The sequence below is a fragment of the Pseudomonas sp. GL-RE-26 genome, from assembly GCF_019956275.1.
Lineage (GTDB): Bacteria > Pseudomonadota > Gammaproteobacteria > Pseudomonadales > Pseudomonadaceae > Aquipseudomonas > Aquipseudomonas grandcourensis.
The window spans coordinates 52534-68269 of sequence record NZ_JAHBDI010000021.1 but is presented as its reverse complement, the minus strand read 5'-3'; the positions used below and the strand labels follow the sequence as shown (position 1 = coordinate 68269).

Annotated in this window: 15 protein-coding genes and 1 pseudogene; 5 read left to right on the top strand and 11 right to left on the bottom strand. The window is 61.5% G+C overall.

Annotated elements, in window-relative coordinates:
* Positions 1-158 precede the first annotated feature (158 nt).
* The 5 genes from KGB07_RS14955 to mdoH all read left to right on the top strand — a co-directional run bounded on the left by KGB07_RS14955 (position 159) and on the right by mdoH (position 7273).
* Entirely contained in the window at positions 159-1064 is a 906-nt protein-coding gene (locus KGB07_RS14955; protein ID WP_046039601.1) for an alpha/beta hydrolase, read from the top strand.
* A gap of 104 nt (positions 1065-1168) precedes the next feature.
* Positions 1169-2140 (top strand): prolyl aminopeptidase, encoded by a 972-nt coding sequence (gene pip / locus KGB07_RS14950; protein ID WP_046039602.1) that lies wholly within the window; start codon positions 1169-1171, stop codon positions 2138-2140.
* A complete protein-coding gene (gene dtd, locus KGB07_RS14945; RefSeq protein ID WP_008047807.1) occupies positions 2137-2574 on the top strand; it encodes a D-aminoacyl-tRNA deacylase in 438 nt (145 codons plus the stop codon). The genes pip and dtd overlap by 4 nt, the downstream gene beginning before the upstream one ends.
* A gap of 321 nt (positions 2575-2895) precedes the next feature.
* Entirely contained in the window at positions 2896-4710 is a 1815-nt protein-coding gene (locus KGB07_RS14940; protein WP_046039603.1) for a glucan biosynthesis protein G, read from the top strand.
* On the top strand, positions 4703-7273 hold the full coding sequence (gene mdoH / locus KGB07_RS14935; protein ID WP_046039604.1) for a glucans biosynthesis glucosyltransferase MdoH: 2571 nt from the start codon (positions 4703-4705) through the stop codon (positions 7271-7273). The genes KGB07_RS14940 and mdoH overlap by 8 nt, the downstream gene beginning before the upstream one ends.
* Before the next feature lie 209 nt (positions 7274-7482).
* Here mdoH and KGB07_RS29715 read toward each other — a convergent pair whose 3' ends face one another.
* From KGB07_RS29715 to ubiE, 11 genes and pseudogenes are all read right to left on the bottom strand, one after another.
* On the bottom strand, positions 7483-8196 hold the full coding sequence (locus tag KGB07_RS29715) for a methyl-accepting chemotaxis protein (protein ID WP_411741534.1): 714 nt from the start codon (positions 8194-8196) through the stop codon (positions 7483-7485).
* 141 nt (positions 8197-8337) lie between these two features.
* Positions 8338-9399 (bottom strand): annotated as a pseudogene (locus KGB07_RS29710) (methyl-accepting chemotaxis protein); the annotation flags it as partial.
* A 123-nt stretch (positions 9400-9522) separates the two neighbouring features.
* On the bottom strand, positions 9523-10230 hold the full coding sequence (locus tag KGB07_RS14925) for a 16S rRNA (uracil(1498)-N(3))-methyltransferase (protein WP_046039609.1): 708 nt from the start codon (positions 10228-10230) through the stop codon (positions 9523-9525).
* The gene (gene tatC / locus KGB07_RS14920) at positions 10227-11021 is read right to left on the bottom strand and encodes a twin-arginine translocase subunit TatC (protein ID WP_046039611.1); all 795 of its coding nucleotides are present in this window, start codon (positions 11019-11021) and stop codon (positions 10227-10229) included. Before tatC ends, KGB07_RS14925 begins: the two co-directional genes overlap by 4 nt.
* On the bottom strand, positions 11018-11470 hold the full coding sequence (gene tatB, locus KGB07_RS14915; protein ID WP_046039612.1) for a Sec-independent protein translocase protein TatB: 453 nt from the start codon (positions 11468-11470) through the stop codon (positions 11018-11020). Before tatB ends, tatC begins: the two co-directional genes overlap by 4 nt.
* A gap of 10 nt (positions 11471-11480) precedes the next feature.
* A complete protein-coding gene (locus KGB07_RS14910; protein ID WP_007989280.1) occupies positions 11481-11753 on the bottom strand; it encodes a twin-arginine translocase TatA/TatE family subunit in 273 nt (90 codons plus the stop codon).
* A 25-nt stretch (positions 11754-11778) separates the two neighbouring features.
* Complete coding sequence (locus KGB07_RS14905) at positions 11779-12111, bottom strand: phosphoribosyl-ATP diphosphatase (protein WP_046039615.1); 333 nt, start codon at positions 12109-12111, stop codon at positions 11779-11781.
* Complete coding sequence (gene hisI / locus KGB07_RS14900; RefSeq protein ID WP_007989281.1) at positions 12104-12505, bottom strand: phosphoribosyl-AMP cyclohydrolase; 402 nt, start codon at positions 12503-12505, stop codon at positions 12104-12106. Before hisI ends, KGB07_RS14905 begins: the two co-directional genes overlap by 8 nt.
* An 81-nt stretch (positions 12506-12586) precedes the next feature.
* On the bottom strand, positions 12587-14191 hold the full coding sequence (ubiB, locus tag KGB07_RS14895; RefSeq protein WP_046039617.1) for a ubiquinone biosynthesis regulatory protein kinase UbiB: 1605 nt from the start codon (positions 14189-14191) through the stop codon (positions 12587-12589).
* Positions 14188-14811 (bottom strand): SCP2 domain-containing protein, encoded by a 624-nt coding sequence (locus KGB07_RS14890; protein WP_223465770.1) that lies wholly within the window; start codon positions 14809-14811, stop codon positions 14188-14190. The genes ubiB and KGB07_RS14890 overlap by 4 nt, the downstream gene beginning before the upstream one ends.
* On the bottom strand, positions 14811-15581 hold the full coding sequence (gene ubiE / locus KGB07_RS14885) for a bifunctional demethylmenaquinone methyltransferase/2-methoxy-6-polyprenyl-1,4-benzoquinol methylase UbiE (protein ID WP_007989286.1): 771 nt from the start codon (positions 15579-15581) through the stop codon (positions 14811-14813). Before ubiE ends, KGB07_RS14890 begins: the two co-directional genes overlap by 1 nt.
* Positions 15582-15736 lie beyond the last annotated feature (155 nt).

Sequence of the window (15736 nt, the reverse complement as noted above, 5' to 3'; positions counted from 1 at the left end):
CGTCCGAGTGCGCAGCACTCGCAAGTTTAGCGCCACGGTGAGTCAGTTAAACAGCGAGTCGTGCAATATGGGGCTGCTTCGCAGCCCAACGGGAGCAAGCTCCCTCGCCACAGGGATCATTTCAATCCAAACCCTCTGAATCAACGGGCACCAGGCTCATGGCTCCTTACCCGCTTTCCAAACAGATGACGGCATTCGTCGACAAAACCCTGAGTTTCAACAGCGCCGACAGCAGAATCACCGGATTGCGCCAGGCCTACAGCGAGATGTGCCGGGCGTTTACCCCTGCACGCCCCGCCGGGTTGCATGTGGTCGATTTCGAGTTGGACGGTGTTGCGGTTCGTTCCTATCAGCCACCGGCCAGCGGTGCGTCGTGCATCGTTTATCTGCATGGCGGCGGCTGGGTGGTGGGGGACCTCGATTCCCACGATTTCATCTGCGCCGAATGGGCATCGACTCTCGGTGTACGGGTGGTCGCCGTCGATTACCGCCGGGCACCGGAGCATCCGTTTCCCGCCGCGTTCAATGATTGCCTGAAGGTCTGGCGAGCACTGCGCACCGGGCCGAATAAGCTCGACCCGGAGCGTACGCTGGTGGCTGGCGACAGTGCCGGTGGCAACCTCGCGGCGGCGTTGTGCCTGGCGCTGCGCGATGCCGGCGAGCCGGTGCCGTGCGCGCAGGTGCTGATTTATCCGGGGTTGGGCGGCGATCACCGCCTGCCGTCGCGCAGTGAGTGCATCGACGCGCCATTACTCAGCAGCAGTGACGTCGATTGCTATCACGCGCTTTACCTGCAAGGCACCCACCATCCGAACGCCTACGCCATGCCATTGCTCGCCACGGATTTCAGCGGACTGCCACCGGCATTGATCGCCGTGGCGCAATTCGACCCGTTGCGTGATGACGGCGTGCTGTATGCCGAGCGACTGAATGCCGCGGGCGTGGTTGCCACTCTGTATGTCGGCGAAGGTTTGGTCCATGGCTGTTTACGGGCTCGCGGGCAGGTGGCCGAGGTCGATGCGCTGTACGAAACCTTGTCTGGTTATCTTGCGGAAAAACTCTGACTTCGCGCGGGCATGCTCATTGACGTAATTCGGGTTTATGATGCCCAACGGCAGAATAATAGAAGTCCCCCCAGGGATGACCTCGACCCCTTACGGAGCGCGCAATGCAGACTTTGTACCCGCAGATCAAACCCCACGCCCGGCACGATCTGGCCGTCGACGAAACCCACACCCTGTACGTCGACGAAAGCGGTTCACCGGAAGGTTTGCCGGTGGTGTTCATCCACGGCGGCCCCGGTGCCGGATGCGATGCCCAGAGTCGTTGTTTTTTTGATCCCAACCTCTATCGCATTGTCACTTTCGATCAGCGCGGTTGCGGTCGCTCCACTCCCCACGCCAGCCTGGAAAACAACACCACCTGGGACCTGGTCGCCGACCTCGAGCGGATCCGCCAGCACCTGGGCATCGACAAATGGGTGCTGTTTGGCGGCTCCTGGGGTTCGACCCTGGCGCTGGCCTACGCACAAACCCATCCTGAGCGTGTGCACGGCCTGATCCTGCGCGGGATCTTTCTCTGCCGTCCGCAGGAAATCGAATGGTTCTACCAGGCTGGCGCCAGCCGCCTGTTCCCCGATTACTGGCAGGACTACATCGCGCCGATCCCGCTGGACGAGCGCGACGACTTGCTCACCGCGTTCCACAAGCGCCTGGTCGGCAACGACCAGATTGCCCAGATGCACGCGGCCAAGGCCTGGTCGACCTGGGAGGGCCGCACCGCGACCCTGCGTCCCAACCCGTTGGTAGTCGATCGCTTCTCCGAACCACAACGTGCATTGTCGATTGCCCGCATCGAATGCCACTACTTCACCAACAACGCGTTCCTGGAGCAGAACCAGTTGATCCGCAACATGGGCAAGATCGCCCATTTGCCCGGCGTGATCATTCATGGGCGCTATGACGTGATCTGCCCGCTGGATAACGCCTGGGAATTGCATCAAGCCTGGCCGAACAGCGAGCTGCAGGTCATCCGCGATGCCGGTCATGCCGCTTCCGAGCCTGGCATCACCGACGCGCTGGTACGCGCCGCCGATCAGATGGCCCGGCGTCTGCTCGACCTGCCGCCTGAAGAAGCATGAAGGGCCTGCTGCAGCGGGTGCGCGGCGCGCGGGTCGAGGTCGCGGGCGAGATCGTGGGTGCCGTCGATCAGGGATTGCTGGTCCTGGTAGCCGTCGAGCCCGACGATACGCGGGCTAGCGCCGACAAACTTCTTAATAAGCTGCTTAACTATCGAGTATTCAGCGATGCTGAGGGCAAGATGAATCTGTCCTTGGCGGATGTGGGCGGCGGGCTGCTGCTGGTCTCTCAGTTCACCCTGGCTGCCGATACCAAAAGCGGGCTGCGTCCGGGTTTCTCGACCGCGGCCCCTCCGGCGCTGGGCGAGGAACTGTTCGACTATCTATTAAGCAAAGCGAAACAGGTGCATGGCACTGTGGCATCAGGTAGATTCGGCGCGGATATGCAGGTACACCTGGTCAATGATGGCCCGGTAACCTTCCTGTTACAGACCTGAAAGCGTTTGAAACAAGTTTTTACGTTCATTTCGACTGAAAACAGGGCTTTTTCGCGATAAATACTTTGTTACCCCTGATGCGTTGTAACGCGGCCTGCTAGATAATCCCGCGCTACGGGGATCAGCGTTCGTTGGTCCATTTTGACTTAGGTAGAGACTTGTCCGGATCCGATTGGGGAATCATTTCGCCCCAGCGGAGTCGGAACAATGCTCGCCAACTTGGCAAGAGTGGTTTGCAAGGGCGGTTTTTTCATACCGTACACCGAGCAGACCCTTTAACTGGCCGTTGGTTTTTTGATCTGTTTTCGGCGAGGGTTGCTCGTGATTGTTAGTCCCTGTAACGCACCAAAATTGTCTGCCAAACGGTTACGCAGCGCCCTGGTAGCGGGCTCTGCACTGCTCTGCCTGCTCAGCGGCGGTCAGCTTTGGGCATTCAGTCTGGATGATGTATCGGCCAAGGCAAAAGAACTGGCCGCGCAGAAATACGAAGCGCCGCGCAGTAACCTGCCGAACGAGTTCCGCGACATGAAATTCGCGGACTATCAGAAAATTCGTTTTCTGACGGAAAAAGCCGAGTGGGCTGATCAGAAGACGCCGTTCAAGCTGTCCTTCTATCACCAGGGCATGCATTTCGATACGCCGGTGAAAATCAACGAAATCACCGCGAACACCGTCGAAGAGATCAAGTACGACCCGAGTCGTTTCGACTTCGGCGACATGCAGTTCGATCCCAAGGCCACCGAACAACTGGGCTATGCCGGTTTCCGTGTGCTGTACCCGATCAACAAGGCCGACAAGCAAGACGAAATCATGACCATGCTCGGCGCGAGCTACTTCCGCGTCGTTGGCAAGGGTCACGTCTATGGTTTGTCCGCTCGCGGCATGGCGCTGGATACCGCATTGCCGTCCGGCGAAGAATTCCCGCGCTTCCGCGAGTTCTGGATTCAGCAGCCCAAGCCAGGTGACAAGCACCTGGTGATCTTCGCCCTGCTGGACTCACCTCGTGCCACCGGTGCCTATCGCCTGACCCTGCGTCCGGGCAGCGACACCATCGTCGACGTCAAGGCGCAGATGTTCCTGCGTGACAAAGTCGGCAAGCTGGGTATCGCCCCGTTGACCAGCATGTACCTGTTCGGCGCCAACCAGCCGTCGAAAGTACTGAACTACCGTCGCGAGCTGCACGACTCCAGCGGCCTGGCGATCCATGCCGGCAACGGCGAGTGGATCTGGCGTCCGCTGAACAATCCGAAGCACCTGGCTGTGAGCAACTTCAGCGTGGAAAACCCGCGCGGCTTCGGTCTGCTGCAACGTGGCCGCGACTTCAGCCACTACGAAGACCTCGACGACCGGTACGACAAGCGTCCAAGCGCCTGGATCGAGCCGAAGGGTGACTGGGGCAAGGGCACCGTCGACCTGGTCGAGATTCCGACCGCCGACGAAACCAACGACAACATCGTTGCTTTCTGGAACCCGGAAAAATTGCCGGAACCTGGCCAGCCGCTCGATGTCGCTTATCGTATGCACTGGACCATGGATGAAGACACGATTCACGCGCCGGACAGCGCCTGGGTCAAGCAGACCCTGCGTTCCACCGGTGACGTCAAGCAGTCCAACCTGATTCGTCAGCCGGACGGCAGCGTTGCCTACCTGGTGGACTTCGAAGGCCCGTCCCTGGCGGCATTGCCGGCCGATGCGGAAGTTCGCAGCCAGGTCAGCGTTGGCGACAACGCCGAGCTGGTGGAAAACAGCGTGCGCTACAACCCTGAAACCAAGGGCTGGCGCCTGACCCTGCGGATGAAGATCAAGGATCCGGGCAAGTCCACCGAGATGCGTGCCGCACTGGTGCAGAACATCGTGCCGGCGGACCTGGCCAAGACTTCGATTCCAGCGTCGAACTCTTCGGTTGCCAAGGCCGACAAGGTTGCCGCCAAGCAACAAGAGAAAGCGGACAAGGAAGCCAAGCAAGCGGAGGCCAAACAGGCTGAAGCGAAGCCTGTTGCAGATGCCAAGGACAAGACCAATAAAGACGCCAAGCAGCCTGTTGCTGCCGACGCGGCCCCAGCCACACCGGAATCGGCCCCGACTGAAGAAGTCTTGACCGAGACCTGGAGCTATCAGTTGCCTGCCGATGAGTAACTCTCAAGTACGGCCAGAAACTCTTTCCGAGTATCTGGCGCATCTGCCGATGACCGACGAGCAGCGCGCGGAACTCGCGGGCTGCCAGTCTTTCAGCGAATTGCATGAACGCCTGTCATCGTCGACATTCGACGCCCCGACCGAAGCCGCGCAGGCTTCGGTGGGCAAACGCCTGACCCTGAGCACTGCCGAAGAGCTGCAGGACGCGGAAATGCTGGTGCTCGACGCCAACGGCCGAGTCTGCCTCAAGGCGACCCCGCCGATCCGTCGGACCAAGGTCGTGCCAGAGCCGTGGCGCACCAACATTCTGGTGCGTGGCTGGCGTCGGATGACCGGTCGTACCAACCCGCCGAAGCCGCCGAAGGATGAGCGTGTCCTGCCGGCCGCGCGCTGGCGTACCGTAGGTTCGATCCGTCGCTACATTCTGTTGCTGCTGATGCTCGGCCAGACCATCGTCGCCGGCTGGTACATGAAAGGCATCATGCCGTACCAGGGCTGGTCGTTCGTCGACCTCAACGAAGTGCTGCACCAGCCGCTGCTGCAAACCGCCACGCAAGTGCTGCCGTATGCCTTGCAGACCAGCATCCTGATCCTGTTCGGGATTCTGTTCTGCTGGGTATCGGCCGGTTTCTGGACCGCGCTGATGGGCTTCCTCGAATTGCTCACCGGTCACGATAAATACCGTATCTCCGGTAAAAGTGCCGGCAACGAGCCGATTCCGAAAGATGCCCGCACCGCACTGGTGATGCCGATCTGCAACGAAGACGTGCCACGGGTATTCGCCGGCCTGCGGGCGACCTTCGAGTCGGTGGCGGCCACGGGTGACTTGGACCGCTTCGACTTCTTCGTCCTCAGCGACAGTAACGACGCCGATATCTGCGTCGCCGAGCAACAGGCCTGGCTGGACGTCTGCCGCGAAGCCGGGGGCTTCGGCAAGATCTTCTACCGCCGCCGCCGCCGTCGCGTAAAACGTAAAAGCGGCAACCTCGACGACTTCTGCCGTCGCTGGGGCGGTGACTACAAGTACATGGTCGTACTCGATGCCGACTCCGTGATGAGCGGTGAGTGCCTGACCAGTCTGGTACGCCTGATGGAAGCCACGCCGGACGCCGGGATCATTCAGACCGCGCCACGTGCGTCGGGCATGGACACCTTGTATGCGCGCATGCAGCAGTTCGCCACTCGTGTGTATGGCCCGCTGTTCACCGCCGGCCTGCACTTCTGGCAACTGGGCGAGTCGCACTACTGGGGCCACAACGCGATCATCCGCATGAAGCCGTTCATCGACCACTGCGCCCTGGCGCCGTTGCCCGGTACAGGCGCGTTCTCCGGCTCGATCCTGTCCCACGACTTCGTTGAAGCTGCGTTGATGCGCCGTGCAGGCTGGGGCGTGTGGATTGCCTACGACTTGCCGGGCAGCTACGAAGAACTGCCGCCGAACCTGCTGGACGAACTCAAGCGTGACCGTCGCTGGTGCCACGGTAACCTGATGAACTTCCGCCTGTTCCTGGTCAAGGGCATGCACCCGGTGCACCGCGCAGTGTTCCTGACCGGCGTGATGTCCTACCTGTCGGCGCCGTTGTGGTTCTTCTTCCTGGTGCTGTCGACCGCGCTGCTGGCGGTCAACACGCTGATGGAGCCGCAGTATTTCCTTGAACCGCGTCAGCTCTATCCGCTGTGGCCGCAATGGCACCCGGACAAGGCGATTGCGCTGTTCTCGACCACCATCGTGCTGCTGTTCCTGCCGAAACTGCTGAGCATCATCCTGATCTGGGCCAAGGGCGCGAAAGAGTTTGGCGGCAAGTTCAAGGTGACCCTGTCGATGCTGCTGGAGATGCTGTTTTCCATGCTGCTGGCGCCGGTGCGGATGATTTTCCACACCCGTTTCGTCCTCGCCGCGTTCCTCGGCTGGGCCGCGACCTGGAACTCGCCGCAACGTGACGACGACTCCACGCCGTGGAGCGAAGCGGTCAAGCGCCACGGCCCGCAAACCCTGCTGGGCTTCTTCTGGGCCATGCTGGTGATTTGGCTGAACCCGAGCTTCCTGTGGTGGCTGGTGCCGATCGTCGGTTCGCTGATGCTGTCGATCCCGGTGTCGGTGATCTCCAGCCGTGTCGGCCTGGGCCTGAAGTCCCGTGACGAGAGCCTGTTCCTGATTCCCGAGGAATACAATCCGCCGCAGGCCTTGCTGGCAACCGACCAGTACACCCACGAAAACCGCTGGCATGCGCTGAACGACGGCTTCGTCCGTTCGGTGGTCGATCCACAGCAGAACGCCCTGGCGTGCTCGCTGGCGACCTCCCGGCACAATCAGGCTGAGCCGATTGAGTGGTTGCGGATCGAGCGGGTTCGCCACGCGATGAAGGTTGGACCTGAAGGGTTGACCAACAACGAACGTGTGCAACTGTTGAGCGACCCGGTGGCATTGGCCCGCTTGCATGAGCAGGTCTGGAGCGAAGGTCACCCAGAGTGGCTGGGCGCCTGGCGTAAGTCGGTCAAGGCCGACCCCCACGCACCGCTGCTGCCGCTCAAGCCAATGAGCGAACAGCCCCAGTTGGCATAATAGAAAAACCCGCGAAAGCGGGTTTTTTTATGGCTTGAAGTTTGTTCTTGAGCTTGCACCAGATGCTGTAACGGCAGCGTCTGGTCGGACGCTTTCGCGGGCAAGCCCGCTCCCACAAGGTTGTGTGTACAACGCAATTCCCAGTGGGAGCGGGCTTGCCCGCGAAGGCATCACCTCGGTCCTGAGTAAACCGAGGTATGCGGATCACCTCAAACCCTGAATTTGCCCACCAGCATCTGCAAATGCGTCCCCAACCGCGCCAGCTCAACGCTGGACGCCGCCGTCTCTTCACTCGCCGCCGAAGTCTGGTCCGACACATCCCGCACGTTCAGCACGCTACGGTTGATCTCCTCGGCCACAGCGCTCTGCTGTTCGGCGGCCGCAGCAATCTGCTGGTTCATTGCCTGGATCGCCGACACCGTGCGGGTGATGCTTTCCAGTGAGCCACCGGCGCGGCGTGTCAGTTCGACGCTGCTGTCGGTCAGGGTGCGGCTGTTGTCCATGATGGTCGCCACTTGCTGGGTACCGTTTTGCAGGCCGACGATCAGCTCTTCGATCTCCTCGGTGGACTTCTGGGTACGCTGGGCCAGGCTGCGGACTTCGTCGGCGACCACGGCAAAACCACGCCCGGCTTCACCGGCGCGGGCGGCTTCAATCGCAGCGTTGAGCGCCAGCAGGTTGGTTTGCTGGGCCACGGACTTGATGACGTCGAGCACGCTACCGATCTTGTCGCTTTCGCGCTTGAGTTCGCCCATGGCCTCGGTGGAATGACCGACTTCCTTGGCCAGGCGTTCGATCTGGGCGATGGCTTCACCGACCACTTTGTCGCCTTCGCGGGCCTGCTGGTCGGCGGCGACGGCGGCTTCGGAGGCTTCTTCGGCGTTGCGCGCAACTTCCTGCACGGTGGCGGCCATTTCGTTCATGGCGGTGGCGACCTGATCGGTCTCAATCTTCTGGCTGTTGACCCCGGCGCTGGTCTGCTCGGTGACGGCAGACAGCTCTTCGGCGGCGCTGGCGATCTGCGTGACGCCATCGCTGATGCCGCCGATCAGTTCGCGCAAGCCCTGGGTCATGCTCTGCATGGCACGCTGCAACTGGCCGAGTTCGTCACGGCGCTGCGACGTCAGGTTGTGGGTCAGGTCGCCACTGGCGACGCGCTGGGCCACGACCAGAGTCTGGTTCAACGGAATGATGATCTGCCGGGTGATCGCCCAGGCGGCCAGCAGGCCGAAGGCGATGGCCAGCACGGTGGCGAGGCTCAGCATGTTCTTGGCATGGGCGGCGTCGGTGTCGCGCACGACGGTTTGCGAGACGGTGAGTTTCTGGCTCATGTCCAACAGGATGTTGCCTTGGACGGACATGCGTGCCAGGGCCTTGGCGCTGGCCACCTGGGAGTCGCGGAACTGGCTGGCGGCGGCGCGGTAGGCCTTCAGCGAATCTGTTGCCTGTTGCAGGTTGGCGATGTGTTCTTCAGGCAGTTTGGCCGGCAGGCTCTCGAGGTTCTTCAGGGCGTTGTCGATCGCGTCGAGGGCTGGCTGTTCGGCTTCGTTCTTGCCGCTGTAGGTGTAGCCGCGAACCTGGAAGCGCGCCTGCTGGATCAGCTTGCTCAGGTCGATGACGCTGTTGAACGCCGCCACGCTGTCACCTTGCAGCATGGATTTTTCCACTTCGGCGACGCGGGCCACGGCGTTGTCGGCGGTGGCGCCGAGTTTGCTGCGGGCGTCTTCACGCTGGGCGCCGGCCTGGGTCATTTCGTTGAAGGCGCGACGGTATTCGGCGACAGCGGCCAGTTGTTGATCGACCATGGCCGTATCGGCCGGTTGCTCGATCAGGCCGCGGGCGGTCTGCAGGCCGCTTTCTAGCTTGCCCAACAGATCGTTGACGGCGCCGGGACCTTGTTCACCGCGACGCATCTCGTAATCCAGGCGTGCAATGCGCAGGTCCTTGGTCAGGTCGTTGAGACTGGCGATGAACCCGAGTTTATCGCCACGGCTGGTTACGCCGCTCAGGCCGTTCCAGCCGGTGAAGGTGATCAGCAGGGTCAGTAACAGCACCAGGCCGAAGCCGATCCCCAGCTTGCGTTTGACGCTGACGTTTCCCAGATTCTCGGCTAGCCATTGGTACATGCTGAAACTCCCCTGACCACAATTTGGTTTTATGGGGAGGTTATCGGCCGGCGTGCGAAGTTCTGTAGTACAGGTGACTGACCATCCAGGGCAGATGACAGACCTGTGGGATTGTGTCCGGGATTAGAAAAGTCGTGCCAGCAGCGCGGTCACGGCGGTTTCAACGCGCAGGATGCGTTCGCCCAATTGCACCGGTTGCAGCCCGGACTTGCCCAGCAGGTCGATCTCGTAGGGAATCCAGCCACCCTCGGGGCCAATGGCCAGGGTCACCGGTTCACTGAGTGCGCGAGGGCAGGGCGGGTAATTGCCCGGATGCCCCACCAGGCCGAGGGTGCCTTCGGTGATCGCCGGCAGACGATCTTCGACGAAGGGCTTGAAGCGCTTCTCGATCACGACTTCCGGCAGCACGCTGTCCCGGGCCTGTTCGAGGCCGAGGATCAACTGCTCGCGAATCGCCTCTGGCTCCAGGAAGGGGGTCTGCCAGAAGCTCTTCTCGACGCGATAGCTGTTGACCAGCACGATCCGTGGCACACCCATGGCCGCCACGGTCTGAAACACCCTGCGCAGCATCTTGGGCCGTGGCAGGGCCAATACCAGGGTCAATGGCAGCTTGGCTGGTGGCGGTTGGTCGAGGGTGACGCGCAATTCCGCTTCATCGGCGTCCAGGCGCAGCACTTCGGCCGAACCCATCAAGCCGCCGATTCGCCCGACGCGCATGCTGTCACCGACTTCGCAGCGATGGACTTCCTGCATGTGGGTCAACCGGCGATCACACAGGACCGCGCGGTCGGCCGCAATGAAATCGGCCTCTTCAAGGAGCAGCAGGTTCACGCTTGGGTCGCTGGCGGCTGGTCGTTGTGATCGTCAGCCGGTTGGTCGTCCGGATGCTCGCCACGCTTGCTGATCAGGCTGCCAAACAGGATGCCGATCTCGAACAACAGCCACATCGGCACGGCCAGCAGGGTCTGCGAGAAGATGTCCGGCGGTGTCAGGATCATGCCGACTACGAAGCAGCCAATGACCACGTACGGGCGGATTTTCTTCAGGTATTTGACGTCGACCACGCCGATCCACACCAGCAGCACCACGGCCACCGGGATTTCGAACGCCACGCCAAAGGCGAAGAACAGCGTCATGACGAAATCGAGGTAACTGGTGATGTCGGTCATCATTTCCACACCGGCCGGGGTGGCGGCGGCGAAGAACTTGAAGATCAACGGGAACACCAGGTAGTAGGCGAACGCCATGCCGGCATAGAACAACACGATGCTGGACATCAGCAATGGCACAGCAATGCGCTTTTCATGCTTGTACAGGCCGGGGGCGATGAAGCCCCAGATCTGGTGCAGGATCACCGGGATGGCCAGGAACAGCGAGACCATCATCGTCAACTTCAGTGGCGTCAGGAACGGCGACGACACGTCAGTGGCAATCATCGTAGCGCCGGCGGGCAGGTACGCGCGCAGCGGCGTCGACACGAAGGTGTAGATCTGCTGGGTGAAGGCGAACAGCCCGGCAAAGATGATGAAGATCGCCGCTACGCAGCGCAGCAGGCGGGTGCGCAACTCGGTGAGGTGCGAAACCAGCGGCATGTGCTGGTCGTTTTCAGGAAGATCGCTCATGGGGCTCGCGGCGGCAGTGTTGGGTCATGAGGGGCCGGCGCAACGGGCGCAGCCGCCGGTGTAACGGGTTCAATCGGAGTGGCTGCAACAACAGGCGCAGGTTCGACAGGCGCTACAACGGGAGCAGGTGTCGGGTCGACGGTAGCGGCAGGCGCATGAATCGTCTGCTCGCCCACGTGTTCCACCGGCGTCGGCTCCTGCTGGGTCGGCGTGAAGATTTTCCGCGCCTCCTGCTCAAGCGACAGGATGTGCTCGTTGTGCAGTTGCCGACGAATTTCGTCGGCACCGATTTCACGTTCAACTTCCTGTTTGATTGCGTTGAAGCTGCGCTTCAGACGCCCGACCCACAGGCCAGCGGTGCGCGCAGCGCCCGGCAGGCGCTCGGGACCCAGCACCAGCAGGGCAACGAGGCCGACGAGCAGCAGTTCAGAGAAGCTGATACCAAACATTAGTCAGTGCTCACACGTCTTTGCGGATCGGCTCTTCGACTTTCTGTGCCTGCACGTCGATGGTGTGCGGCTGGTTTACAGAGGCCTGAGGCTGTACCGGTGGAACCGGTTGGGCCGGGGTCGCATTCGGGTCGGCCGGTTTTTCGTCGTCGTTCATGGCTTTCTTGAAGCCCTTGATCGATTCGCCGACGTCGGTGCCGAGGTTTTTCAGTTTCTTGGTGCCGAACACCAGTACCACGACAACCAGGATGACGATCCAGTGTTTCCAGTCAAAAATGCCCATGCTGCTGCTCCTCTCTAATAGTTATTCAGACGGACGGGCGCGAGGCTTTCTCGGCGTGTCCGGAGAGACCGAAACGACGGTCCAGTTCATCGAGTACAGCTTGTGGATGCTGCCCCAATTGGGCGAGCATGACCATGCTGTGGAACCACAGATCGGCGGTTTCGTAGATCACATCGCTACAGTCGCCGCTGACGGCGGCGTCCTTGGCGGCAATGATGGTTTCGACCGACTCTTCGCCGACTTTTTCCAGAATCTTGTTCAAGCCCTTGTGGTACAGGCTGGCGACGTACGAGCTGTCGGCAGCGGCGCCTTTGCGCTCTTCGAGTACCTCGGCGAGGCGGGTGAGAGTGTCACTCATGTTTGTGCCCTGCGGAATAGATGGCGTGCGGATCTTTCAGGACCGGGTCGACGGTTGTCCAGTCGCCGTTCTCATAGACGCGGTAGAAGCAGCTCTGGCGGCCGGTATGGCAGGCGATGTCGCCGATCTGCTCGACCATCAGGATGATCACGTCGGCGTCGCAGTCCAGGCGCATCTCGTGCAGGGTTTGCACATGGCCGGACTCTTCGCCCTTGCGCCACAGCTTGCCACGGGAGCGTGACCAGTAGATTGCACGGTTCTCGGCAGCGGTCAGTTCCAGTGCTTCGCGGTTCATCCAGGCCATCATCAGGACGCGCCCGGTCTTGTGATCCTGGGCGATGGCCGGCACCAGGCCGTCAGCGTCCCACTTGATCTCGTCCAGCCAGTTTTTCATCTTCGACTCCGACAGCGGGCTCGACACTTCAATAGCCGAGCTCAGGCGTTGAAACAGTGTGCCAGTCGTTCACACAACTGGCTATCGGCGCACGACCAGATACAAACCGACGGCCATCATGATTCCCGCCGGCCAATAGGCCAACTGGTTCAGCGGACCGCCCGCGGCAAGGATGGCGCCACCGGCCAGGTGTGCCGTACCGAGCAGGCGCAGGAACCAGTCGTCACGGCGTCGGTGCCACGCAGGTGGCGGGCCGTAGGCGTGGGGCTGGGACATGCGTTCGAGCAGGTCGCGGGCCATGTTGGCCAGGTGCGGGATCTGCTCGAACTGGCTGTGCACGTTGCCGAGCAGGGCTTTGGGGCTGACCCGCTCGCGCATCCAGCGTTCGAGGAACGGCTGCGCGGTGTTCCACAAGTCTAGGTCCGGGTACAGCTGGCGGCCCAGGCCTTCAATGTTCAGCAGGGTTTTTTGCAGCAGGACCAACTGTGGCTGCACTTCCATGTTGAAGCGGCGCGCGGTCTGGAACAGGCGCATTAGCACCTGGCCGAAGGAAATATCTTTTAACGGTTTTTCGAAGATCGGCTCGCACACGGTACGGATCGCTGCTTCGAATTCGTTGAGTTTGGTTTCCGCCGGCACCCAGCCCGAATCGATGTGCAACTGCGCCACGCGACGGTAATCGCGCTTGAAGAAGGCGAACAGGTTGCGCGCCAGGTAATCCTGGTCTTCCGGGGTCAGGCTGCCGACGATGCCGCAGTCGATCGCAATGTACTGCGGGCTCCACGGATTCACGGTGCTGACGAAAATGTTGCCGGGGTGCATGTCGGCGTGGAAGAAACTGTCGCGGAACACCTGGGTGAAGAAAATTTCCACGCCACGTTCGGCGAGCATTTTCATGTCGGTGCGCTGGTCGGCGAGGGTTGCCAGATCGGTGACCTGAATGCCGTAGATACGCTCCATCACCAGCACTTTCGGTCGGCACCAGTCCCAATAGACTTGCGGCACGTACAGCAGCGGCGAACCGTCGAAGTTGCGCTTCAACTGGCTGGCGTTGGCCGCCTCGCGCAGCAGGTCGAGTTCGTCGTAGATGGTCTTTTCGTAATCGCTGACCACGTCCACCGGATGCAGCAGGCGCGCATCGGCCGAGAGTTTTTCGGCGGCGCGGGCGAGGATGAACAGCCACGCCAGGTCCTGGGCGATCACCGGCTTGAGGCCAGGGCGGATCACTTTGACCACCACTTCTTCACCGGTTTTGAGTTGCGCGGCATGCACCTGTGCCACCGAGGCCGAGGCCAACGGTTCGACGTCGAAACGGCTGAACACTTCGCTGATTTTCTTGCCCAGCTGTTCCTCGATCAGCTTGACCGACACCTGCGAGTCGAACGGCGGTACGCGGTCCTGCAGCTTCATCAGTTCGTCGGCGATGTCTTCGGGCAGCAGGTCGCGACGGGTGGACAGGATCTGCCCGAACTTGATGAAGATCGGCCCCAGGTCCTGCAATGCCAGGCGCAAGCGCGCGCCACGGCTCAGGTCCAGTGTCTTGCGCGGGAACCAGCGCCACGGCAAGGCGTAACGCAGCGCCCGCAGAAACCAGGGCAGCGGCAGGGCGAACAGCAGGTCATCGAGGCGGTAGCGGATCACGACGCGCTGGATGCGCAACAAACGGCGGACGGCAAGCAGCTTCATGCGTTATCGCTTGGGTCGAGGGATCGGGAAAGGCGCTCGAAACGCGCCTCGAGACGTTCCAGATCGAGCTTGATCTGGTCCAGTTCACTGAATCGGGCTTCGGCCTCGCGCTGCCCGACGAGGGTGCGCGATTCTTCGGCCAGGTATTCGCCCAGGTTCTGGCCCAGGCTGGCAAAGCCTTGCTGATACCAGCGGGCGCGGCTGCGCAGGTGACCGCCGACCAGTTGCGTGGCCACTGGGCCCAGCCAGCGCGAGAGTTCGTACTCCCAGTCCAGCTCAAGGTCCTGGAGGATCGCCGCCAGCTCCAGCAGCACGCCGCTGTTGCCGTCGAGTTCGACTTCAGGACTGTGCAGGATCGAGGTCTTGTCCTTGCTCATGGCCAGTTTCAGCAGGCTCGAGGCCGGTGCACGCAAGGTGCAGTCGGCGCCGGTTTCCCACTGGGAAGCGAGCATCAGGCCTTCGTCGCTGGGCAGGATGAACAGTTGCAGCGCCGGGCTGCGACAATCGACGGCAATCACTTTGCCGGTCAAGTGCGCCAGCCGCGGCAGCGCCGTGCTGTCGAGACGCAGCACCCGGTTCAGGCCGAGTTCAACGCTGGCGAGCAGGCCGGCGAGCAGCATCAGGGCTTGATACCGCGGTGCAGGGCAACGATGCCTGCGGTCATGTTGTGATAGGTCACGCGGTCGAAACCGGCCTCGACCATCATCGACTTCAGGGTTTCCTGGTTCGGGTGCATGCGGATCGATTCGGCCAGGTAGCGGTAGCTTTCCGAGTCGTTGGTGATCAGCTTGCCCATCAGCGGCATGAAGGCGAACGAGTAGGCGTCGTAGGCCTTGGACATCAGCGCGTTGGTCGGCTTGGAGAACTCCAGCACCAGCAAGCGGCCGCCAGGCTTGAGCACGCGCAGCATCGAGCGCAGGGCATCTTCCTTGTGGGTCACGTTGCGCAGGCCGAAGGCGATGGTCACGCAGTCGAAATGGTTGTCCGGGAACGGCAGTTTTTCCGCGTCGGCCTGGACGAATTCGACGTTGCCGGCCACACCGAGGTCCAGCAGGCGGTCACGACCGACCTTGAGCATGGATTCGTTGATGTCGGCCAACACGACCTGGCCGGTCGGGCCTACCAGGTGCGAGAACTTGCGGGTTAGATCGCCGGTACCGCCGGCAATGTCCAGCACGCGGTTACCGGTGCGCACGCCCGACAATTCGATCGCAAAACGCTTCCACAGACGGTGCATGCCGCCCGACAGAAGGTCGTTCATCAGGTCGTACTTGGCGGCTACCGAGTGGAAAACCTCAGCGACTTTTTCCGCTTTCTGGCTTTCCGGAACGTTTTTGAAGCCGAAGTGAGTGGTGGGTTCGGCATCGCTGCCTTTGCGCTGATCAGTCATATCGCTGTCACCAAAAGAGAATGCGCGACATTCTAATCCCCAAGGCATGCTTTGTCTTGGCAAGGCTGAAGGTAAGATGGGCAACCATCGGGACGTTTTGACGCAGCAGAGGTCAAGATGCCTCGGGAAAGCATCCATAAAGCAGGAGTCATTCG